This is a genomic window from Streptomyces hydrogenans (assembly GCF_014656075.1).
Classification (GTDB): domain Bacteria; phylum Actinomycetota; class Actinomycetes; order Streptomycetales; family Streptomycetaceae; genus Streptomyces; species Streptomyces hydrogenans.
The window spans coordinates 24180-46384 of record NZ_BNBS01000053.1 but is presented as its reverse complement, the minus strand read 5'-3'; the positions used below and the strand labels follow the sequence as shown (position 1 = coordinate 46384).

Below are 22205 nucleotides of genomic sequence, written 5' to 3'. Positions count from 1 at the left end.
CGAGGCGAAGGTCCTCAGGCGCAGCGCGGCGCGACGTAGTCGTCGCTTCCGGTCCTCACGTACGCGTCGGAGACGTACTGGCCCGGGGCGATGCTGTCCCAGATGCGGGTGGTGCCGTACGGGCCGGAGACCCACTCGCCCGGCTTCTGGCAGTGGATCGGGACGGTCACGCCCTCGGAGAGCACCCGGACCACCGGGTACTGGGTGCTCGGACCGGACCGGACGTTCAGCCGGTAGCCCGGCGCGACCGGGTAGTACTTCACCGCCATGATGTTCTCCCCCTGGTTTCACTCTGTGCGACGCGCGCAGGCTAGCAAGCTCCTCCGACATCGCGGACCCCATCGACTAGGCTCCGTCGCGTCGCGCACGCGCGCGTGGACGGACGCGGAACCACACGGGGGTGGGAGATGCCGCCGTTGAGCAGCACCAACGCCGACAGGGACGCCGGGGGTCCCGAGTACGCCGGGGAGTACCGGCTGCAGGCGGTGCTCGGCGCGGGCGGCATGGGCGTCGTCCACCTGGCCTCCTCGCCCTCCGGGCTGCGGCTCGCCGTGAAGGTGGTGCACGCCCGCTACGCGGAGGATCCCGACTTCCGGGCGCGGTTCCGGCAGGAGGTCGCGGCCGCCCGCCGGGTGAGCGGCGCCTTCACCGCTCCCGTCGTGGACGCCGACCCGGCCGCCGAGCGCCCCTGGATGGCCACCCTCTACGTCCCCGGCCCCACCCTCGCGGACCAGGTCCGCCAGCGCGGGCCGCTCTCCCCCGCCGAGCTGCGCCGGCTCACCGCCGGGCTCGCCGAGGCGCTGCGCGACATCCACCGCGCCGGGGTGGTGCACCGGGACCTCAAGCCGAGCAACGTGCTCCTCACCGACTCGGGGCCCAAGGTCATCGACTTCGGGATCTCGCGGCCGGTCGACAGCGACCTGCACACGGAGACCGGGAAGCTGATCGGCTCGCCGCCGTTCATGGCGCCCGAGCAGTTCCAGCGGCCGCGCGAGGTGGGGCCGGCCGCCGACGTCTTCGCGCTCGGCTCGGTCCTGGTGCACGCGGCGACCGGGCACGGACCCTTCGACTCGGACAGCCCCTACATCGTGGCCTACCAGGTGGTCCACGACGAGCCGGACCTCACCGGGGTGCCCGCGGAGCTCGCGCCGCTGGTCGCGCGCTGTCTGTCGAAGGAGCCGGCCGACCGGCCCACGCCGGCCGAGATCATGACGGCCCTGCTCCCGCCCTCGTACGAGGCCGAGGCGTTCATACCGTCCCAGCGGCGGCGGCCCTCGCTGCCCGTGGACCCGTTCGCGTCGCCGGAGGGGCGTACCGACGGCTTCGGCCAGGGCTCCGGTCACGGTTTCGGTCCCGGCTTCGCGTCCGGCTCCGGCTCCGGGGACACCGCGACGCGGGGTGTCGCGCCCCCGCCGCCCGCGCGCCGGCGGCGCTCCCTGCTCGCCCCGCGCCTGACGGTCTCGGCCGCGGTCGTGCTCGTCCTCGCCGGGGCCGGGACGTACGCGGCGCTGCGGCCGCCGGCCCGGCCCGCGGCCGAGGCCCCCGCCCACCCGGCCGAGGTGGCGACCTCCTTCGACGGCTGGCACGTGCGGCTCCAGGAGGACGGCGACCCCGCCGCGCCCGCCTGCCTGCACGAGGCCGGCGCCCTCTACTGCTCGGCCCGGGGCGTGGCGCTCGCCCGCCTCGACCCGATGACCGGCGAGGTGCTGTGGAAGCGGACCGCGCCGGTCGGCCAGGAGCCGCCGGACGCCCCCGTGCGGCTGGCCGGCGGGGCGGAGCCGCTGGTCGGGGCCGCGCCGCGACCCGGTCCGCTGCGCGCGTACGCCGCCGGGGACGGGACGCCCGGCTGGACCGCGCGCGCCGACGTGCCCGAGACGTACCGCCCGGCGGGCGCGGTGGTGGTGTTCTCCGACGGCCGCGGCGCGCTCCGGGGGATCGACGCGCGGACCGGTGCCGAGCGGTGGGCCCGCCGGCCGGCCGGGTTCGACGCGCCGGTGCTCGGCGCGTACGACGCCCCGACCGGGCTGGTCGCCGTCTCCGAGACGGCGGCCGACGGGCGGAGCAGCCGGATCGGGGCCGTCCTGCCCGCGACCGGCGAGGTCGTGTGGAGCCGGGTGGTGACCGGGGACGCCGCGCCGGTCGGCCGCACCGGCGACGGGACGCTGGTCCTCGCCTCGCGCTACCAGGGGGACCTGGTCGACGCGCTGGTGCTGCTCGCGCCGGGCGATCCCGACGACCCGGGGAGCGGGCCGGACACCGGCTCGGAGCGCCGGGTCGAGCTCCAGGAGCGGATGCAGGTCGGCGGCGTCGCCGTGCGCGGCTCGGTGGCGTACCTGCTCTCCCTGGACGGGCGGCTGCTCGCCGTGGACACGGCGGCGGAGAAGGGCGCGCGGCTGTGGGACCTGCAGACGGGCGCCTCGAACGTCTCGGCGCCGGTCCTCGGCCCCGACGACCGGCTGTACCTCTCCGCGGCGGACGGGCGGCTGTTCGCCGTGGACACCGCGCGCGGCGCGGTCGTCGGGCAGACCCGCCCGCGGCTGCCGGACGGGCGGCTCGGGTACGCGACGCGGGTGCCGGCGCCGATGGTCGCCGCGAACCGGGTGTTCGGCACGGCTCCGGACGGCTCGGTCCTCGCGGTGGACGCGCGCGTGGCGGAGTCCTGGTAGCGGGCGGGGCGGGGCGCGGGCCTCGGCCGCGGAGGTCCCGGGCACCGACGCAGGCGTAGGCGTACGTGCGGGGCGCCCCTTCTCGGTCGTGCCGCCCCGGCCGACGCGGCGTCGGCGGCGCGGGAGCACACACACACGCGCGCGCGGGGAGAGGGCTTTTCGGCCCTCTCCCCGCGCGTGTGGAGAAGTGGGTGACGGCTCCGGTGTCAGCCGAGCTTCGACACGTCCCGGACCGCACCCTTGTCGGCGCTCGTCGCCATCGCCGCGTACGCGCGCAGGGCCGCGGAGACCTTGCGCTCGCGGTTCTTCGGCGCGTAGACGCCGCCGAGGGCCTCGCGGCGGGCGGCGAGGGTCTCGTCGTCGACGAGCAGCTCGATCGCGCGGTTCGGGATGTCGATGCGGATCCGGTCGCCGTCCTCGACCAGGGCGATGGTGCCGCCCGAGGCCGCCTCCGGGGAGGCGTGGCCGATGGAGAGGCCCGAGGTGCCGCCGGAGAAGCGGCCGTCGGTAACCAGCGCGCACGCCTTGCCCAGGCCGCGGCCCTTCAGGTACGAGGTGGGGTAGAGCATCTCCTGCATGCCGGGGCCGCCCTTGGGGCCCTCGTAACGGATGACGACGACGTCGCCCTCCTTGACCTCCTTGAGGAGGATCTTCTGGACGGCCTCGTCCTGCGACTCGCAGACGACGGCCGGGCCCTCGAAGGTCCAGATGGACTCGTCGACGCCGGCGGTCTTCACGACGCAGCCGTCGACGGCGAGGTTGCCGTGCAGGACGGCCAGGCCGCCGTCCTTCGAGTACGCGTGCGCGGCGTCGCGGATGCAGCCGCCGGCCGCGTCCACGTCGAGGGCCTCCCAGCGCTCCGACTGGGAGAAGGCGGTCGCGGAGCGGACGCAGCCGGGGCCCGCGTGGAACAGTTCGACGGCCTCCTCGGAGGCGGCGCCGCCGCGGACGTCCCAGGCGTCCAGCCACTCCTTGATGGAGCGGGAGTGGACCGCGTGGACGTCCTCGTTGAGCAGGCCCGCGCGGTAGAGCTCGCCGAGGATGGCCGGGATGCCGCCGGCCCGGTGCACGTCCTCCATGTAGTACGTGCGGTCCTTGGCGACGTTCGGGGCGACCTTGGCCAGGCAGGGCACCCGGCGCGAGACCTCGTCCATGTCCGGCAGGCCGTAGTCGACCTCGGCCTCCTGGGCGGCGGCGAGCAGGTGGAGGATCGTGTTGGTCGAGCCGCCCATGGCGATGTCGAGGGCCATGGCGTTCTCGAAGGCCGCGCGGGTGGCGATGGAGCGGGGCAGGACGGAGGCGTCGTCCTCGTCGTAGTACCGACGGGTGATGTCGACGACCGTGCGGGCCGCGTCCTCGTACAGCCCCTTGCGCGCGGTGTGGGTGGCGAGCAGCGAGCCGTTTCCGGGGAGGGAGAGGCCGATGGCCTCGGTCAGGCAGTTCATCGAGTTGGCGGTGAACATGCCGGAACAGGAGCCGCAGGTCGGACAGGCGTTCTCCTCGATCCGGAGCATGTCCTCGTCCGAGATCGCGGGGTTCACGGCGTCGGACATCGCGTCGACCAGGTCCAGCGTGCGGACCGTGCCGTCCACCAGGACCGCACGGCCGGCCTCCATCGGGCCGCCGGAGACGAAGACCGTCGGGATGTTGAGGCGCAGGGCGGCCATCAGCATGCCGGGGGTGATCTTGTCGCAGTTGGAGATGCAGATCAGGGCGTCGGCGCAGTGGGCCTCGACCATGTACTCCACGCTGTCCGCGATCAGGTCGCGGGAGGGCAGGCTGTAGAGCATGCCGCCGTGGCCCATGGCGATGCCGTCGTCGACGGCGATCGTGTTGAACTCGCGGGCGATGCCGCCGGCGGCGGTGATGGCCTCGGAGACGATCCGGCCGACCGGCTGGAGGTGGGTGTGGCCGGGGACGAACTCGGTGAACGAGTTCGCCACGGCGATGATCGGCTTCCGCCCGATGTCCGCGCCCGGTACACCGGAGGCGCGCATAAGGGCGCGTGCGCCCGCCATGTTGCGGCCGTGGGTGACAGTGCGGGACCTCAGCTCGGGCATCGTCGCTCGCTCCTCGTGATGGATGTGCTTGTTACGAGCGTACGCCGCCGCTCCAAGATCTGGACAGCCTGTCCGGAATGCGGGACGGGATTCCAGGCTTCGGTCGGTGGACGGACGCGCGGGGGCTCGCGCTCCGGGGTGTCTCGTCGGGGCGTCAGGCCTCGGTCAGGTAGCGCTGGAGCGTCGGGGCGACCTCCGCCACGATCCGCTCCGGGTCCGCCGAGGCCAGCGGCTCCACCTGGATCACATACCGCAGGATCACGATCCCGATCATCTGCGAGGCAGCCAGCTCGGCCCGGAACCGGGGGTCCGGCACGGCCAGGTCGGCCGCGATCCGCTCCAGGAGCCGGCGCAGCACGAAGGTCCGCAGCACCTTGGCCGCCGCCTCGTGGGTCACCGCGGAGCGGATGACCGCGAGCAGCGGGGCGCGGGTCACCGGGTTCTCCCACACCCCGATGAAGAAGCGGGCCAGGCGCTCGCCGACCGCCTCGCGCGGGCCGTCGAGGATGGCGGGGACGACCAGGGCCGGCTCGAAGGAGACCTCGATCGCCGCCGCGAAGACCTCGTCCTTGGTGCCGAAGTAATGGTGCACGAGGGCGGGGTCGACCCCGGCCGCCTTGGCGATGCCGCGCACCGAGGTCTTGTCGTAGCCGCGCTCCGCGAACTGCCCCCGCGCCGCCTCCAGGATGCGCTCGCGCGCCCCGGGGCCGCTGTCGTCGGCGGCGCCGAGCGCAGGGCGGCCGCGCCGCCCGGGGGTCGCCTCGCCCACGCGCGCGTGCCCCGGGCCGCCGAGGCGAGGTGGAGCCGGGTGAAGGCGAGCGCCTCCGCGAGGTCGGCCTCCCGTTCGGCGGCGGACATCGCGCGCCGGGTGTTGACCTCGATGACGACGTGCCCGTCGAAGCCGCTGGTGGCCAGGCCCTCCAGGAGCTCGGCGCACGGCTGGGTGCCCCGGCCCGGGACCAGGTGTTCGTCCTTGGCGGAGCCGCGCCCGTCGGCGAGGTGGACGTGGCCGAGCCGGTCGCCCATGCGGTCGATCATCGCGAGGGTGTCCGTGCGGGCGGTCGCGGTGTGCGACAGGTCGATCGTGAAGTGCCGGTAGTCGTCCTTGGTGACGTCCCACTCGGGGGCGTACGCGAGCATCTCGCGGTCCTTGTACCGCCACGGGTACATGTTCTCGACGGCGAAGCGGACGTCGGTCTCGTCGGCCATCCGCCAGATGCCGGTCACGAAGTCGCGGGCGTACTGGCGCTGCCAGCGGAAGGGCGGGTGGACGACCACCGTGGAGGCGCCGAGCCGCTCGGCGGCCGCCTGGGCGCGCTGGAGCTTGACCCAGGGGTCGGTGGACCAGACGCGCTGGGTGATGAGCAGGCAGGGGGCGTGGACGGCGAGGATCGGGACCTGGTGGTAGTCGGAGAGCCGGCGCAGGGCCTCGACGTCCTGGCTGACCGGGTCGGTCCACACCATGACCTCGACGCCGTCGTACCCCAGGCGCGCGGCGACCTCGAAGGCCGTCGCCGTCGACTCCGGATAGACCGAGGCCGTCGACAGGGCGACCTTCGCATCCGGGACGCGCACCGCTGGTTCTGCCACGAAAGACAGGGTACGGGGCGCACCTGGGCGCGGGAGGGTGGTTCCGGTCACCCTCCGCCCGCCCCCGGCCCGCCTCCCGCACGCGCGCGTGGAGCTGTCGGACGGCTCCGATCGGGCGGTACGCGCGCGGGGGACCGTCCGGCACCTCCGGTCCCGCCGTACGCGCGTGACCCGGTCGTACGGCTCCGGTCCCGCTCCACGCGCGCGGGGAACGGGGGCGGTCACGCGCCCGCCGGGACCTCCGGGAGGTGGTCGAGGCGGCGCAGGATCACGCCCTCGCGCAGGGCCCAGGGGCAGATCTCCAGCTGGTCCACGCCGAGCAGGTCCATCGCCCCCTCGGCGACCAGGGCGCCGGCCAGGAGCTGGGCGGCGCGGCCCTCGGAGACGCCCGGCAGGGTGGCGCGCTCGCCGCCGCTCATGGCGGCGAGCCGCGGCACCCACTCCTCCAGGGAGGCGCGGGTCAGGAGCCGCTCCACGTACAGCCCCTCGCCGGAGCCGGGGGCGCCGGCGATCCGGGCCAGCTGCTTGAAGGTCTTGGAGGTGGCGACGACGTGGTCGGGCTTCCCGAAGCGGCTGAACTCGCCGACGGTCCGGGCGATCTGGGCGCGCACATGGCGGCGCAGCGCCTTGACGTCCTCCGTGTCGGGCGGGTCGCCGGGCAGCCAGCCGGCGGTGAGCCGGCCCGCGCCGAGCGGCAGGGAGACGGCCGCGTCGGGGTCCTCGTCGATGCCGTAGGCGACCTCCAGGGAGCCGCCGCCGATGTCGAGGAGGAGGAGCTTGCCCGCCGACCAGCCGAACCAGCGGCGGGCGGCGAGGAAGGTGAGCCGGGCCTCCTCCTCGCCGGTGAGGACCTGGAGGTCGACGCCGGTGTCCTTCTTGACCCGGGCGAGGACGTCGTCGGCGTTGGTGGCCTCGCGGACGGCGGAGGTCGCGAAGGGCAGGACCTCCTCACAGCCCTTGTCCTCGGCGGCATGGAGCGCGTCCCGGACGGTGCCGATGAGCCGCTCGACACCGGCGGGCGCGATGGCTCCGCGCGCGTCGAGGAGTTCGGCGAGCCGCAGCTCCGCCTTGTGGGAATGGGCGGGCAGCGGGCGGGCGCCGGGGTGGGCGTCCACCACGAGCAGGTGCACCGTGTTCGAACCGACGTCGAGGACTCCGAGTCTCATGGCGGAAACGCTACTGCGCCGACCCGCATACGCTTGGCGTTGTGCCAAAGACGAAAAAGGCGAAGCCGGGCAAAGACAGTGCCTCCGGCGGCGACGAGGCCGCGCACGACGTGCGGGACGTGAAGTACGCGCGCGACGTGAAGGGCGACAAGCCGCCCGTGACGGGCGTGCGGAAGCGGCGCAGGGGCGAGGAGCCGGACGAGCAGGGGCTCGACTTCCCGCGCGCGTGGGTGGAGTTCGCGGACCCGGCCGACGAGGAGCAGGTCTTCCGCTGTGACCTGACCTGGCTGACCTCGCGCTGGACCTGTGTCTTCGGCAGCGGCTGCCAGGGCATCCAGGCGGGCCGGGCGGCGGACGGCTGCTGCACGCTGGGCGCGCACTTCTCCGACGAGGACGACGAGAAGCGGGTCGCCGAGCACGTGGCGCGGCTCACGCCGGAGCTGTGGCAGTTCCACGACGTCGGCAGCGAGACGGGGTGGACGCAGGTCGACGACGACGGCGACCGGCAGACCCGCCGCTGGAAGGGCTCCTGCATCTTCCAGAACCGGCCGGGCTTCGCGGGCGGCGCCGGCTGCTCGCTGCACATCCTGGCCCTGAAGGAGGGCCGGGAGCCGCTGGAGACGAAGCCGGACGTGTGCTGGCAGCTGCCGGTGCGCCGGACGTACGACTGGATCGACCGGCCCGACGACACGCGCGTGCTCCAGGTGTCCATCGGGGAGTACGACCGGCGCGGCTGGGGTCCGGGCGGTCACGACCTGCACTGGTGGTGCACCTCGGCGACCTCGGCGCACGGCGGCGGGGAACCGGTCTACGTCTCCTACCGGCCCGAGCTGATCGAGATGATGGGCAAGGACGCGTACGACGTGCTGGTCGGGCTCTGCGAGGCGCGGCTGGCCTCGACGCTGCCCATGGTGGCGCCGCACCCGGCGGACCCCGAGCCGTAGCTCCTCCTTCCAGGAGGAGCCCGGGAAGGCGTCCGCGAGGCGCCGGGACCTCAGGAGGAGGGCGCCGGAGTCGCCTCGTCCGTCGTCGGCGGGGGCGTCGTGGGTTCCGTGGTGCCCGGCTCCGTGGTCGGCGGATCGGTGGTCGGCGGGTCCGTCGGCTCGGTCGTCGGGGGCGGGGTCGTGGGTTCCGTGGTCGGCGGCGGTGTGGTGGGCTGCTCCGTCGTCGGCGGGGGCGTCGTCGGCTCGGTGGGTCCGGTCGGCTGCGGTTCCGCCGGTCCGCCGGTGGGCGGCGGTCCGGTCGGCGGGGTCGTCGGCTCCGTGGTGACCGGCGGGGGCGGGATCACCCGGTCGTCGATCGGCGCGACGGGCCCCTGGCCGCTGATCCTCAGCACCGCCCCGGTCGGGTCGACGCCGATCCGGGCGCTCCAGGGCCCGCGCGGCTCCCGGGCCCGGTCGACGTGGACGGCGACGGTGACGGTCCCGCCCGGGGCCACGGTGCCGGAGGACCGGGTCACGTACAGCCAGGGCGCGTCCGTCCACAGCGACCAGTCGACGGGGGCGCCGCCCTGCCCGGCCAGGGTGATGAGGGTGACGCCGCCGAGGCAGCGCGCGGTGACCTCGATCCAGCCCAGGGCGGTCTCGCCGGGCCGGGCGGGGGCGGCGGGGCCGGCGGACCGGGCGGGCGTGACGACCTCGACGGACACGTCGGGGGTGCGGCTCCCCTGGACGAGGCCGGGGTCGGCGGTCGCCCGGGCGTTGCCCGCGTTCTCGTACCGGTCGTAGGGGCCGCCGTCCGCGCCCGTCGCCTCCTCGCTCTCGCCGACGCTGACCCGGGCGCCGTCCCGTCCGGCCTCGGCGCCCGCCGGGACGCCCCGGTAGGAGGTCCACAGGGCGAGCACCGGGGCGGCGACGACGGCGGCGACCACGGTGGTGGTGACCGCGCGGGCCCGCATCCGGTCGCGGCGGGCGACGAGGTCCTTCGGGTCGATCGGGAAGCCGGTCGGCGCGAAGCGGGGGGCGCCCGCACGCGCGCGGGGGACGTGCAGCATCGCCATGTAGGCGGCGGCCCGGGGCGCCTCGACGAGCGGCAGCCGGTCCTGGACGGGGCGCGGCCCGCCGCCCGGCCAGGGGGCGGCGGCGCCGACCCGCTCGGCGGTGCGGCGGCAGACCGGGCAGTCGTCCACGTGCCGGACCAGTTCGGCGCGCAGGGCGGCCGAGAGGATCACCTGCCGGTCCCCGGTGAGCAGCCGGGCGACGGTGGGGCAGCTGCCGGTGGAGACGACGGCGAGCGCGGCCCGGGTGCGCTCGACCTCGCAGCCGGCGGTGGCGAGGAGCTCGCGGGCGGCCGACGGGTCGAGGGCGAGGACGGCGGCGACCTGGCGCGGGCTCAGGCCGTGCCGGACGGCCAGTTCGAGGGCCTCGCGCTGCTCGGGCGTGGTGCCGGCGGCCTCGGGCCAGGCGAGGCTGGCGAGCTCGGCCCGGCGGCGCTCGGCGGTCTCCGCGGAGACCGGCGGCGGCGCGGGCGGGGGGACGGCGGGGCGGCCGGTGTGGGCGCCCTGGCGCCGGCGGCGCTGTTCGCCGAGGCTGCGCAGGCAGGCCCAGCGGGCCAGCGCGTAGAGCCAGGCGGTGCGGCCCTCGTCGTCGGAAGGGCAGCGGCCGTGGTGGCGTTCGGCGGCGGCGAGGACGTCGCCGAGGACGGCGGTGGCCGTGTCGTGGTCGCAGAGGACCGAGAGGCAGTACGTGAAGAGTCCGTCGAGGGCGGCCTCGTAGCGGACGGGGGGTCGCTGGCCGAGCGTGCCGCGCGGTCCCTGCTGCGGGCCGCGGCGCGCCCGGTGGGCGCCCGGGGTGCGGGAGGATTCCAGCCTGCTGCTCGTCACTGGGCGACCGTAGGCGCGCGAGGGGGCACTCTTCATACCGGATCCGCCGTTCTCAGCCTTACGGGTGAAGGCGTCACTCGAAAGGGGACACGAGCGGTGTGTTCCGCTGCCGCGGCGCGGGGCCGGCGGCCGGCTGTCCACAGGTTGTGGCCGTTCCGTCCACAGCCCGGGAGCGGGCGGCGGTCCGCTGTCGGTGGCGGCGGCTACGGTGTGGGGCATGGCTGCCCGTACGAAATCCGCCAAGGACCGTCCGTCCTACCGCTGCACCGAATGCGGCTGGCAGACGGCCAAATGGCTCGGCCGCTGCCCCGAGTGCCAGGCATGGGGGACGGTGGAGGAGTACGGCACGCCCGCCGTCAGGACCACCGCCGCCGGCCGGGTCTCCACCGCCGCGGTCCCCATCGGCCAGGTGGACGGCCGGCAGGCGACCGCCCGCTCGACCGGCGTCGACGAACTGGACCGCGTCCTCGGCGGCGGCCTGGTGCCCGGCGCGGTGGTGCTGCTCGCGGGCGAGCCGGGCGTCGGCAAGTCCACGCTGCTGCTCGACGTGGCGGCGAAGGCGGCCAGCGACGCCCACCGGACGCTGTACGTGACGGGCGAGGAGTCCGCGAGCCAGGTGCGGCTGCGCGCGGACCGGATCGACGCGATCAGCGACCACCTGTACCTGGCGGCCGAGACCGACCTGTCGGCGGTCCTCGGCCATCTGGACGAGGTCAAGCCCTCGCTGCTGATCCTGGACTCGGTGCAGACCGTCGCCTCGCCGGAGATCGACGGCGCCCCCGGCGGCATGGCGCAGGTCCGCGAGGTCGCGGGCGCGCTGATCCGGGCCTCCAAGGAGCGCGGGATGTCCACCCTGCTCGTCGGGCACGTGACGAAGGACGGGGCGATCGCGGGCCCCCGTCTCCTCGAACACCTGGTGGACGTCGTCCTGCACTTCGAGGGCGACCGGCACGCGCGTCTGCGTCTGGTCCGGGGCGTGAAGAACCGGTACGGGGCGACGGACGAGGTCGGCTGCTTCGAGCTGCACGACGAGGGGATCACGGGTCTCGCCGACCCGTCCGGGCTGTTCCTGACCCGTCGTGACGTGGCCGTGCCGGGCACCTGCCTCACGGTGACGCTGGAGGGCCGCCGGCCGCTGGTCGCCGAGGTGCAGGCGCTGACCGTGGACTCCCAGATCCCGTCCCCGCGCCGGACCACCTCCGGTCTGGAGACCTCCCGGGTCTCGATGATGCTGGCGGTCCTGGAGCAGCGCGGCCGGATCAGCGCGCTGGGCAAGCGGGACATCTACAGCGCCACGGTGGGCGGGGTGAAGCTCTCCGAGCCGGCCGCCGACCTGGCGATCGCACTGGCCCTGGCCTCGGCCGCGAGCGACACCCCGCTGCCGAAGAACCTGGTCGCGATCGGCGAGGTCGGCCTCGCGGGCGAGGTGCGGCGGGTGACCGGCGTCCAGCGCCGGCTCGCCGAGGCGCACCGCCTGGGCTTCACGCACGCGCTGGTCCCCGGGGACCCGGGGAGGGTGCCGCCGGGCATGAAGGTGACGGAGGTCGCGGACATGGGCGACGCCCTGCGCGTGCTGCCCTCCGGCCGCCGCCCGAGCCGGCGCGCGGAGGAGCCGGGAGGCTGACGGAGGGGTGACCCGGGTACTCCGGTGGGGGGTCGGAGGGGTAGGCGCGTGGCCCAGCGGGTAGGGCGGATCGCGACCGGGCCGCCCCGGCGGGGGCCCGTCCGGAGCACCCCCGACCGGCGTGCGGCCCAGGGCCGCGGGGTGGTGTCGCTAGACTTTGCCCTGGTCTCGCCCATCCGTACGAGCCGGAGGAGTGCAGTGGCAGCCAAGGACGGGGCAGCAGCTCCTGGAAAGTCCGGCGCGGGCTCCGGCAACGAAGCACTGATGCGCGCGGCGCTGAGCGCGGTCGCGCCCGGCACCGCCCTGCGCGACGGCCTGGAGCGGATCCTCCGCGGCAACACCGGTGGCCTGATCGTGCTCGGCATGGACAAGACGGTGGACTCGATGTGCACCGGCGGCTTCGTGATCGACGTGGAGTTCGCCGCGACGCGTCTGCGGGAGCTGTGCAAGCTCGACGGGGCGATCGTCCTCGACAAGGACATCTCCAAGATCCACCGGGCCGGTGTGCAGCTGGTCCCGGACGCCTCCATCCCCACCGAGGAGACCGGCACCCGCCACCGCACGGCGGACCGGGTCTCCAAGCAGTGCAACTTCCCCGTCGTCTCCGTCTCGCAGTCGATGCGGCTGATCGCGCTGTACGTGAACGGCGAGCGGCGGGTCCTGGAGGAGTCGGCCGCCATCCTGTCCCGGGCCAACCAGGCGCTCGCGACCCTGGAGCGGTACAAGCTCCGCCTCGACGAGGTGGCCGGCACGCTCTCCGCGCTGGAGATCGAGGACCTGGTGACCGTCCGGGACGTCACCGCCGTCGCCCAGCGCCTGGAGATGGTCCGCCGGATCGCCACCGAGATCGCGGAGTACGTGGTCGAGCTCGGCACCGACGGCCGGCTGCTCTCGCTCCAGCTCGACGAGCTGATCGCGGGCGTGGAGCCGGAGCGCGAGCTGGTGATCCGGGACTACGTGCCGGAGCCGACGGCGAAGCGTTCCCGCACGGTCGCGGAGGCGCTGACCGAGCTGGACGCGCTCACCCACACCGAGCTGCTCGAACTGCCCGTCGTCGCGCGGGCCCTGGGGTACAGCGGCTCCCCCGAGACCCTCGACTCGGCGGTCTCGCCGCGCGGCTACCGGCTGCTCGCGAAGGTGCCGCGGCTCCCCGGCGCGATCATCGAGCGTCTGGTGGAGCACTTCGGTGGGCTGCAGAAGCTGCTCGCGGCGAGCGTGGACGACCTCCAGACCGTGGACGGCGTCGGCGAGGCGCGGGCCCGCAGCGTCCGCGAGGGCCTGTCGCGGCTGGCGGAGTCGTCGATCCTGGAACGGTACGTCTGACGGCGGTGGCCCCCACCGGTCGTGCCGGTGGGGGCCACCTGCCGGGGATCGCTTCCCCGCGCGTCAGTCCTTCGCCGGGCCGAACGGTTCGGTCGCCCGTCCGTCAGCCCTTCGCCGGGCTGGACGGATCGGCCCCCCGCCCGTCAGTCCATCGCCGGGCCGAACGGTGCGGCCACCCGCCCGTCATCCCATCGCCATGCCGAACGGATCGGTCCCCCGCCCGTCAGTCCTTCGCCAGGCTGAACGGCGTCGCGACCGGCTTCCCGCCCGCCACGGTCGCCTCGACCAGGTAGTTGCCCGGGCCGGCCGCGCCCGCCGGGGCGGTGGCGCACTGCGGGGCGCTGCGCCGGAGGTCCCATTCCACGGTGTGGGTGATCGTGGCGCCGGCGGGGAGCTTGAGGAGGACCGGGTCGGCGGGGCGGGGGCAGTCGTCGGAGGACCACAGCCGGTCGCTCTGCGGGTTGCTGATCTTGAGGACGGCGGCGCGCGGGCCGAGGTCGGCCTTGCAGTCGGCGTCCGAGGTGTTCTTGAGGACCAGCTGGAAGCGGGGCCGCTCGCCGGGCTCGTAGGTGAGCTTGGCGCTGCGCAGCATCAACTCCAGGGATCCGGCAGGGCAGTTCGGGAGCGGCGAGCCGGCCGGGACGCGCTGTCCCGCGCCGGTTCCGGCCCCGCCGTCGCCGCCCGCGCCGTCGGTGTCGCCGTTCTTGCCCGCCGTGCCGGACGCGGCGCCGTCGCCGGAGCCCGCGCCCGTGTCCGTACCGGCCGAGCCGTCGGCGGAGCCCGTACCCGACCCGGATCCGCTGCCCGAGCCGTCGCCCGTGCCGGACTCGCCCGCGTCGCCGGAGTCGTCCGACTCGTCCCGTCCGCCGGGCTGTTGGCTGATGGCGGGGCCGGTGCCGCCGGGGCCGGGGGTGATGGAGGGTGCGGGGGACGAGCCGTTGGCGGCGTCGTTCGTCTTCTTCCCGGCTCCGTCACCGGAGGTGACGGCCCACAGGGTGAGCAGGGCGAGAAGTGCGATCAGACACAGCGCGACCGCCCTCCGTCGCCAGTAGATGGTGGAGGGAAGCGGCCCGACCGGATTGCGCAAAGATCCCACGCCCCGAACCTTACGAGAGATCACGCCCAACTCCCGCCCCACCCGCCGCCCGAGAGCCCAAGTTTTGCCGATGATCACATCCTCGGGGAACGGGAACTCTCCCCACGACGGCCGGAAATCGACCCTCCGCGCGTCCCTTTTGCTCCGACCCCCACTTTCGTCAGGGGTCGGATCCTTCCTTGGCCCGGGGCGGAGCACTCCGGATTCCGGTTAGCGTCATGCACCATGGACAACCTCCTCGACCTCTCCGACCGTCTCTACCTCGACGTCCTCGACTTCGCGCACTCCACACCGCACTGGTTCCAGCTGCTCGCCGAAGTCTGGACGGAGCTCGGACTGCTGCTCTTCGGCGCACTGTTCCTGGCCGGGTGGTGGCGCTCGCGGACCGGATCGAGCCAGGCGATGGCGCTCGCCCTCCTCGCCCCGCTCGCCACCGCCTTCGGTTACGTGGTGAGCGAGGGCCTGAAGTCCCTGATCGACGAGGAACGCCCGTGCCGGGCCGTCGTGGGGGCGCCCGCCGCGCTCGTCGACTGCCCCGCGTACGGCGACTGGTCCTTCCCCAGCAACCACTCCGCCATCGCCGGCGCCGCCGCCATCGCGCTCGCCCTCTCCTGGCGCGGGATCGTCTGGCTGACCGTGCCGATGGCGATCCTGATGGCCTTCTCCCGCGTCTTCGTCGGCGTCCACTACCCGCACGACGTGACGGCCGGCCTGATCCTCGGCGGTCTGGTCGCCTTCCTCGTCATGCGTGCCGCCCGCCGGCCGGTGACCTCACTGGTGGAGACGGCCCGGTCCAGCAGGAGCGCGGCCGTCGTGTGGTGCGCGGGGCGGGGGCCCGCGACCCCGGCGCACGCCTCCGCGCGCCCCGGGCGCCGCTCGCGGGCCCGCCACGGCGCGTACTGATCACTCCCCGGACGTGCCAGGATCGGGGGTGCCATGACTTCCATCGATGCCCCCGCCTCCCTGTCCCCCTCCGTCGGTACGGCTCCGGCCGCCGCCGACCCGGCCGAGCTGCACGGGCCGGTCCTCGCCTGGTTCGACCGGCACGCCCGCGACCTGCCCTGGCGCCGCCCCGAGGCCGGTGCCTGGGGCGTCATGGTCAGCGAGTTCATGCTCCAGCAGACCCCCGTCGTCCGGGTGCTCCCGGTGTACGAGCAGTGGCTGGCGCGCTGGCCGCGCCCGGCCGACCTGGCCGCCGAGCCGCCCGGCGAGGCCGTCCGCGCCTGGGGCCGGCTCGGCTACCCGCGCCGGGCCCTGCGGCTGCACGCGGCGGCCGTGGCGATAAGGGACCGGCACCGCGGTGACGTGCCGAGCGACCACGGCCAGCTCCTCGCCCTGCCCGGCATCGGCGAGTACACCGCCGCCGCCGTGGCCTCCTTCGCCTACGGCCAGCGCCACGCGGTCCTCGACACCAACGTGCGCCGGGTCCTCGCCCGCGCGGCGACCGGCGTCCAGTACCCGCCGAACGCCACCACCGCCGCCGAGCGGCGGCTCGCCCGCGCCCTGCTCCCCGACGACGAGGGCACCGCGGCCCGCTGGGCCGCCGCCTCCATGGAGCTGGGCGCCCTGGTCTGCACGGCGAAGAACGAGGACTGCGGGCGCTGCCCGCTCTCCGACCGCTGCGCCTGGCTGGGCGCCGGCAAGCCCGCCCACGACGGCCCGCCGCGCCGCGGCCAGACCTACGCCGGCACCGACCGTCAGGTCCGCGGCCGGCTCCTCGCGGTGCTCCGCGACTCCCCCGGGCCCGTCCCCCAGTCCGCGCTCGACGCCGTCTGGGACGAGCCGGTCCAGCGCGGCCGGGCCCTGGACGGCCTGGTCTCGGACGGTCTGGTGGAACCCCTGGACGGCGGCCGGTACCGGCTGCCGCTGACCTGAGCCGACCCGACCGCCCACCGCCGCGCGCACCCGCCCGCCGGCCGCTGTTACACAACCGATGGGCAGCCGTGCGTCCACCGACGGCTGCCCCGCACAGCCCCGTGACAAGCGCTCCGTAGCGTCGTCGACGACACGGAGAACAAGCAGGTCACGGGGATTGTGGAGGCAGCCGGGATGAGCCAGGGCGAGGTGCTCGACTTCGAGGAGTACGTCCGCACGCGGCAGGACGCGCTGCTGCGCAGCGCCCGTCGGCTCGTCCCGGACCCGGTCGACGCGCAGGACCTCCTGCAGACGGCGCTGGTCCGTACGTACGGCCGCTGGGACGGGATCGCGGACAAGTCGCTGGCCGACGCGTACCTGCGCCGGGTCATGATCAACACGCGGACCGAGTGGTGGCGGGCGCGCCGTCTGGAGGAGGTGCCCACCGAGCAGCTTCCGGACGCGAGCGTGGACGACCCCACCGAGCAGCACGCCGACCGCGCCCTGCTCATGGACATCCTCAAGGTGCTGGCGCCCAAGCAGCGCAGCGTCGTCGTGCTGCGGCACTGGGAGCAGATGAGCACCGAGGAGACCGCGGCGGCGCTCGGCATGTCGACGGGTACGGTGAAGTCGACGCTCCACCGCGCGCTCGCCCGGCTCCGCCAGGAGCTGGAGAGCCGCGATCTGGACGCCCTCGCGCTGGGGCGGCCCGGGGAGCGGACCGGAGGACAGCGGTCGGCTGCGGCGACCGTGCGAGGTGACGAGGGAGGGCGCGAGCGGTGCGCGGCCTAGACGACGACGTCGACGGCGACGGCAGAGTCGGCGGCAGGACCGGCGACGCGTTCGGCGGTGCCGGGGACGGTGCCGGCCGGGCCCGTGGCGGGACGTCCCGGGCGGTCGGCCCCAAGGCGGCGGGTGTCACGGCGATGGCCGGACTCGCCGCCCTCGGCCTGTTCGTGGCCGCGTGCTCGACCGGCGGCACGGGCTCCCGCGACGAGGGCGCGGCGCGCGCCGACGCGACCGCCGCCGCCCCCACCCCGCCCGCCACGGCGAGCGGCCAAGGCTACGCGAAGGAGCCCCCGCGGGTCGATCCGATCGCGCTCCTCAAGGGCGACCCGAAGATCGGCGCCCGGCTGAAGGACGACCTGAAGCCGTGCGTCGCCGACGTCTACCCGGTGGACACCTCCTACGGCGACCTCACCGGCGGCACCGCGCCGGACGTCGTCGTCAACGTGATGACCTGCGGTGACGCGGTCGGCATCGGCACGTACGTGTACCGCAAGCAGCCCGGCGGGACGGCCTCCCCCGGCACCGCCACGGCCAACGGCTACGAGAACGTCTTCATGGCCGAGGACGCGGCGGTCTACGGCACGATCGACCGCGGCGACCTGATCGTGACGAAGCAGGTGTACGCGGAGGGCGACCCGGTCGCCTACCCCTCGGGCGAGGACGTGATCACGTACCGCTGGTCGGGGAACCGGTTCACCCAGCACGACTGGGTGCACAACGACTTCAGCCGCGCCGTCGGCGAGGGCGACGGCACCACCGCGGTGCCGGAACCGGAGCCGAGCCCGCCCGCCGCCGGCTGAGACCGCCGGGCCGCCCGCCGGCCCGGACCGCCCCCGCCCTCCCCGAGTCACCCACCACCGAAGGACCGCACGATGGCCGAGACCCATGTCCTGTTCGTCGAGGACGACGACGTCATCCGTGAGGCCACCCAGCTCGCCCTGGAGCGGGACGGCTTCCGCGTCACCGCGATGCCCGACGGGCTCTCCGGCCTGGACGCCTTCCGCGCCCACCGGCCGGACATCGCGCTGCTCGACGTCATGCTGCCGGGCATGGACGGGGTCAGCCTCTGCCGCCGCATCCGCGACGAGTCGACCGTCCCGGTGATCATGCTGTCGGCCCGCGCCGACTCCATCGACGTCGTCCTCGGTCTGGAGGCCGGGGCGGACGACTACGTGACCAAGCCCTTCGACGGCTCCGTCCTCATGGCCCGCATCCGGGCCGTGCTGCGCCGCTTCGGCCACGCGGCCGGCAACGGCGCGGGCGCGGAGGACGAGGAGCGGGCCGGGGACGGCGGGCCGCTGGTCTTCGGCGACGGAGAGCTGGTGGTCGACACCGAGGGCATGGAGGTGCGCCGGCGCGGCGAGCCGGTGGCGCTGACGCCGACCGAGATGCGGCTGCTCCTGGAGTTCTCCTCCGCGCCGAACACCGTGCTCTCCCGCGACAAGCTCCTGGAGCGGGTCTGGGACTACGGCTGGGGCGGCGACACCCGGGTCGTCGACGTCCACGTGCAGCGGCTGCGGGCCAAGATCGGCCAGGACCGGATCGAGACGGTCCGCGGCTTCGGCTACAAGCTCAGGGGCTGATCGGTGAGAGCGCTCCCGCTCCGCACCGGCGTCCGCTGGAAGATCGCCCTGGCCATCGCGGCGGTCGGCGCGCTGATCGCGGTCACCCTCAGCGTGGTCGTGCACAACGCCGCGCGCATCTCCATGCTCGACAACGCGCGCGAGGTCCAGATGGAGCGGCTGCTCTTCGCCCAGCGCCTGTACGAGACCTCCAAGCCGAAGGAGCCGCGCTTCGGCGCCAAGATCAACGACCCGGCGCTGCCCGACCAGCTCGACCAGCTGATGCGCGACCAGCGGCGGGGCACGTACGTGCAGGAGCACCGGCACGGCGGGCCGCCGGACGTGTGGGCGGCGGTGCCGCTGGCCAACGGCGACGTGCTCTCGCTGCACATCCCCTTCGCCGACCGCAGCGCCACGATCATGAAGGACCTCGACCGGGCGCTGGTCATCGGTTCGGTGTCGGTGGTCTTCGGCGGCTGCGCGCTCGGCATCCTCGTCGGCGGGCAGCTCTCCCGGCGGCTGCGGAAGGCCGCCGCGGCGGCCGGACGAGTCGCCCAGGGCAACGGCGACGTCCGGGTCCGGGACGCCGTCGGCGGAGTCGTGCGCGACGAGACCGACGACCTGGCGTGGGCGATCGACTCGCTCACCGACGCCCTGCACGAGCGGATCGAGGCCGAGCGGCGGGTCACCGCGGACATCGCGCACGAGCTGCGCACTCCGGTGACCGGGCTGCTCACGGCGGCCGAGCTGCTGCCGCCCGGCCGCCCGACCGAGCTGGTACGGGACCGGGCCCAGGCGATGCGGACGCTGGTCGAGGACGTGCTGGAGGTGGCCCGGCTGGACGGGGCCTCGGAGCGGGCGGAGCTCCAGGAGATCGCGCTCGGCGAGTTCGTGGAGCGGCGGGTGCGGTCGGTGTTCCCGGAGGCGGAGGTCCGGGTGGTGCACGAGTCCTGGGTGTCGACCGACCCGCGCCGACTGGAGAGGATCCTCGGCAATCTGCTGGCCAACGCGGCCAAGCACGGCAAGGGACCGGTGGAGGTCACCGTCGAGGGCCGGGTGGTGCGGGTGCGGGACCACGGCCCCGGCTTCCCGGAGGCGCTGCTCCGCGAGGGCCCGAGCCGCTTCCGTACCGGCACGAGCGACCGGGCTGGCCAGGGCCACGGCCTGGGCCTGACGATCGCGGCCGGCCAGGCGCGGGTCCTCGGGGCCCGGCTGACCTTCCGGAACGTGGCCTCGGAGGCCGCGCCGGAGGGCGTCGGCGGGGCGGTCGCGGTGCTGTGGCTGCCGGACCACGCGCCGACGAACACGGGGAGCTTCCCGATCCTGCGGCTGCCGGAAAAGACGTAGGCACGCGCGCGTGGGGCCCGGTTTCCGCGAAACCGGGCCCCACGCGCGTACCGAAGGGGATCAGACCGTCTCGGCGACCTTCGCCGTGCCCTCGTCGGCCGGCTGCTCGGCCGACGCGGGGCCGGCGCCGCGCAGCGCCACCTCCTTGACGAAGAAGGCGAGGACGAAGCCGAGGACCGCGACCGCCGAGCCGACGAGGAAGGCGGAGTGGGTGCCCGCGGCGACCGCGTGCTGGTACGCCTCGCGCAGCGCCTCCGGCAGCTTGGCCAGGCTCGCCGCGTCCAGCTGGGCGGACCGCTCGGTGAGGGCCGAGCCGCCGCGGCCGGCCATCTCGTCCTGGACCCGGCTCGTGAAGAGCGCGCCCATGATGGCGACGCCGAAGGAGGAGCCGAGGGTACGGAAGAGGGTCGTGGAGCTGGAGGCCACGCCCATGTCCTTCATCTCGACGCTGTTCTGCGCGACGAGCATGGTGATCTGCATGAGGAAGCCCATGCCGGCGCCGAGCAGGGCCATGTACACGCCGGAGACCAGACGGGTCGTGCCGGTGTCCATCGTGGAGAGCAGGAAGAGGCCGGCGATCATCAGGGCGCCGCCCGCGATGGGGAAGACCTTGTACTTGCCGCTGCTGGTGGTGACGCGGCCGACGACCAGCGAGACGACCATCATCGAGAGCAGCATCGGCAGGAGCAGCAGGCCGGAGTTGGTGGCCGAGGCGCCCTGCACGGACTGCTGGAAGATCGGCAGGTAGAGGACCGCGCCGAACATGACGAAGCCGGTGATGAAGCCGATCAGCGACATGAGGGTGAAGTTGCGGCTGCGGAAGATGTGCAGCGGCATGATCGGGTCGCTCGCGCGGGTCTCCACGTACAGGAAGGCGGCGAGGGCCGCCAGGCCGCCGACGGTGAGGCCGACGATGGTGGCCGAGCCCCAGGCGTACTCCGTGCCGCCCCAGGTGGTGACCAGGACGATCGCGGTGATGCCGACGGTCAGCAGCGCGGCGCCGAGGAAGTCGATCCGGGTGCCGGCCGCGCGCCGCTTCTTCGGCAGGTGCAGGACGGTGGTGACCATGGCGAGCGCGACGGCGCCCAGCGGCAGGTTGATGTAGAAGGACCAGCGCCAGCCCCAGTGGTCGGTGATGGTTCCGCCGACCAGCGGGCCGCCGATCATGGCCAGGGCCATCACGCCGGCCATCATGCCCTGGTACTTGCCCCGCTCCCGGGGCGGGATCAGGTCGCCGATGATCGCCATGACGCCGACCATGAGGCCGCCGGCGCCGAGGCCCTGGATCGTGCGGAAGCCGATGAGCTGGCCCATGTCCTGGGCCATGCCGCTGAGCGCCGAGCCGATCAGGAAGATCACGATCGAGGTGAGGAAGACGCCCTTGCGGCCGTACATGTCTCCGAGCTTGCCCCAGATGGGGGTGGAGGCGGCGGTGGCCAGGGTGTAGGCGGTGACGACCCAGGAGAGGTGCTCCAGACCGCCGAGCTCACCGACGATCGTCGGCATCGCGGTGCCGATGATCATGTTGTCCAGCATCGCGAGGAGCATCGCGATCATGAGGGCGAGGAGGACGACGCGCACGCTGCGCGGTGACTCCCGCCCCTCCTCCGCCTGTTTCGATGGCGCGTTGTCCGTCATGGCCGTCCCCTTACTTGCCGCCCGGCTAGTTACTACACTGGGGACGGTAGGCCCGTCACTTGCCGGTCGTCAAGTAAGTTTTGTGGAAAGTGGGAGTGAACAGCCATGACCCGAGGCAACACGCGCCAGCGCATCCAGGACGTGGCTCTCGAACTCTTCGCCGAGCAGGGCTACGAGAAGACCTCGCTGCGGGAGATCGCGGAACACCTCGACGTCACCAAGGCCGCGCTCTACTACCACTTCAAGACCAAGGAAGACATCATCATCGGGATCTTCCAGGACCTGACCCGCCCGATGGACGAGCTGCTCACCTGGGCCGGCGGACAGCCGCGCACCCTGGAGACCAAGCAGGAGATCCTGCGCCGCTACCAGCTCTGCCTGCTCGCGGCGGCCCCGCTGTTCCGCTTCATGCACGAGAACCAGGCGACCGTGCGCGAGCTCAGCATCGGCCTCACCTTCAAGGAGCGGCTGCTCGCGCTCTACGAGTACATCCAGGAGCCCGAGGCCCCGATGAAGGACCGGGTCCGCGCCATGAGCTCGATCTTCACCCTGCACGCGGGCACGTTCTTCATGCAGAACGCCGACGAGGGCGATCCCGAGGAGAAGCAGGAAGCCGTCCTCGAGGTCGCCCTCGATCTGATCGAGCAGGCCCACCGGGCCTGACACGGG

General features: G+C 74.2%; 18 protein-coding genes and 1 pseudogene. 11 read left to right on the top strand and 8 right to left on the bottom strand.

Annotation, left to right across the window (positions count from 1 at the left end; all coding sequences use genetic code 11):
* Nucleotides 1-14 precede the first annotated feature (14 nt).
* The gene (locus tag IE321_RS22400) at nucleotides 15-269 is read right to left on the bottom strand and encodes an SH3 domain-containing protein (RefSeq protein ID WP_043226621.1); all 255 of its coding nucleotides are present in this window, start codon (nucleotides 267-269) and stop codon (nucleotides 15-17) included.
* 138 nt (nucleotides 270-407) lie between these two features.
* On the opposite strand from IE321_RS22400, the gene IE321_RS22395 reads away from it, so the two are divergent.
* Nucleotides 408-2666 carry a protein kinase domain-containing protein gene (locus tag IE321_RS22395; RefSeq protein ID WP_190224280.1) on the top strand — a complete coding sequence of 753 codons (2259 nt, stop codon included), beginning with the start codon at nucleotides 408-410 and terminating at the stop codon, nucleotides 2664-2666.
* A 206-nt stretch (nucleotides 2667-2872) separates the two neighbouring features.
* On the opposite strand, the gene ilvD is transcribed toward IE321_RS22395, so the two are convergent.
* From ilvD to IE321_RS22375, 4 genes and pseudogenes are all read right to left on the bottom strand, one after another.
* Nucleotides 2873-4726: a dihydroxy-acid dehydratase gene (gene ilvD / locus IE321_RS22390; protein WP_190224279.1), complete on the bottom strand. Its 1854-nt coding sequence runs from the start codon at nucleotides 4724-4726 to the stop codon at nucleotides 2873-2875.
* 154 nt (nucleotides 4727-4880) lie between these two features.
* A complete protein-coding gene (locus IE321_RS22385; RefSeq protein ID WP_190224278.1) occupies nucleotides 4881-5495 on the bottom strand; it encodes a TetR/AcrR family transcriptional regulator in 615 nt (204 codons plus the stop codon).
* A 2-nt stretch (nucleotides 5496-5497) separates the two neighbouring features.
* A pseudogene (locus tag IE321_RS22380) lies at nucleotides 5498-6316 on the bottom strand (sugar phosphate isomerase/epimerase family protein); the annotation flags it as partial.
* A gap of 221 nt (nucleotides 6317-6537) precedes the next feature.
* The gene (locus tag IE321_RS22375) at nucleotides 6538-7482 is read right to left on the bottom strand and encodes a Ppx/GppA family phosphatase (protein ID WP_043226614.1); all 945 of its coding nucleotides are present in this window, start codon (nucleotides 7480-7482) and stop codon (nucleotides 6538-6540) included.
* A 137-nt stretch (nucleotides 7483-7619) separates the two neighbouring features.
* On the opposite strand from IE321_RS22375, the gene IE321_RS22370 reads away from it, so the two are divergent.
* A complete protein-coding gene (locus tag IE321_RS22370) occupies nucleotides 7620-8426 on the top strand; it encodes a DUF3109 family protein (protein WP_043226647.1) in 807 nt (268 codons plus the stop codon).
* A 50-nt stretch (nucleotides 8427-8476) separates the two neighbouring features.
* Here the strand turns inward: IE321_RS22370 and IE321_RS22365 are convergent, their stop codons facing one another.
* Nucleotides 8477-10303, bottom strand: a complete 1827-nt coding sequence (locus IE321_RS22365; protein ID WP_190224277.1) for a sigma-70 family RNA polymerase sigma factor — start codon at nucleotides 10301-10303, stop codon at nucleotides 8477-8479.
* A gap of 217 nt (nucleotides 10304-10520) precedes the next feature.
* On the opposite strand from IE321_RS22365, the gene radA reads away from it, so the two are divergent.
* Nucleotides 10521-11927, top strand: coding sequence for a DNA repair protein RadA (gene radA / locus IE321_RS22360; RefSeq protein WP_043226612.1), 1407 nt, complete (start codon nucleotides 10521-10523; stop codon nucleotides 11925-11927).
* A gap of 198 nt (nucleotides 11928-12125) precedes the next feature.
* Nucleotides 12126-13250 (top strand): DNA integrity scanning diadenylate cyclase DisA, encoded by a 1125-nt coding sequence (gene disA / locus IE321_RS22355; RefSeq protein WP_043226611.1) that lies wholly within the window; start codon nucleotides 12126-12128, stop codon nucleotides 13248-13250.
* Between the two features lie 223 nt (nucleotides 13251-13473).
* On the opposite strand, the gene IE321_RS22350 is transcribed toward disA, so the two are convergent.
* The gene (locus IE321_RS22350; protein ID WP_190224276.1) at nucleotides 13474-14346 is read right to left on the bottom strand and encodes a hypothetical protein; all 873 of its coding nucleotides are present in this window, start codon (nucleotides 14344-14346) and stop codon (nucleotides 13474-13476) included.
* Between the two features lie 225 nt (nucleotides 14347-14571).
* Between IE321_RS22350 and IE321_RS22345 the strand changes: the two genes are divergently transcribed.
* The 6 genes from IE321_RS22345 (at nucleotide 14572) to cseC (ending at nucleotide 19898) form a co-directional block, all read left to right on the top strand.
* The gene (locus IE321_RS22345) at nucleotides 14572-15249 is read left to right on the top strand and encodes a phosphatase PAP2 family protein (protein ID WP_043226609.1); all 678 of its coding nucleotides are present in this window, start codon (nucleotides 14572-14574) and stop codon (nucleotides 15247-15249) included.
* 33 nt (nucleotides 15250-15282) lie between these two features.
* Nucleotides 15283-16221 (top strand): iron-sulfur binding domain-containing protein, encoded by a 939-nt coding sequence (locus IE321_RS22340; protein WP_190224275.1) that lies wholly within the window; start codon nucleotides 15283-15285, stop codon nucleotides 16219-16221.
* Between the two features lie 174 nt (nucleotides 16222-16395).
* Nucleotides 16396-16992 carry a SigE family RNA polymerase sigma factor gene (locus tag IE321_RS22335; protein WP_043226607.1) on the top strand — a complete coding sequence of 199 codons (597 nt, stop codon included), beginning with the start codon at nucleotides 16396-16398 and terminating at the stop codon, nucleotides 16990-16992.
* Nucleotides 16980-17789, top strand: a complete 810-nt coding sequence (locus IE321_RS22330) for a hypothetical protein (RefSeq protein ID WP_190224274.1) — start codon at nucleotides 16980-16982, stop codon at nucleotides 17787-17789. Before IE321_RS22335 ends, IE321_RS22330 begins: the two co-directional genes overlap by 13 nt.
* 72 nt (nucleotides 17790-17861) lie before the next feature.
* A complete protein-coding gene (gene cseB / locus IE321_RS22325) occupies nucleotides 17862-18572 on the top strand; it encodes a two-component system response regulator CseB (protein WP_043226606.1) in 711 nt (236 codons plus the stop codon).
* A gap of 3 nt (nucleotides 18573-18575) precedes the next feature.
* A complete protein-coding gene (gene cseC / locus IE321_RS22320; RefSeq protein ID WP_190224273.1) occupies nucleotides 18576-19898 on the top strand; it encodes a two-component system sensor histidine kinase CseC in 1323 nt (440 codons plus the stop codon).
* Nucleotides 19899-19958: 60 nt separating this feature from the next.
* On the opposite strand, the gene IE321_RS22315 is transcribed toward cseC, so the two are convergent.
* Nucleotides 19959-21536, bottom strand: coding sequence for an MDR family MFS transporter (locus IE321_RS22315; protein WP_190224272.1), 1578 nt, complete (start codon nucleotides 21534-21536; stop codon nucleotides 19959-19961).
* Between the two features lie 105 nt (nucleotides 21537-21641).
* Between IE321_RS22315 and IE321_RS22310 the strand changes: the two genes are divergently transcribed.
* Nucleotides 21642-22199, top strand: a complete 558-nt coding sequence (locus IE321_RS22310) for a TetR/AcrR family transcriptional regulator (RefSeq protein ID WP_190224271.1) — start codon at nucleotides 21642-21644, stop codon at nucleotides 22197-22199.
* The last annotated feature ends 6 nt before the right edge of the window (nucleotides 22200-22205 follow it).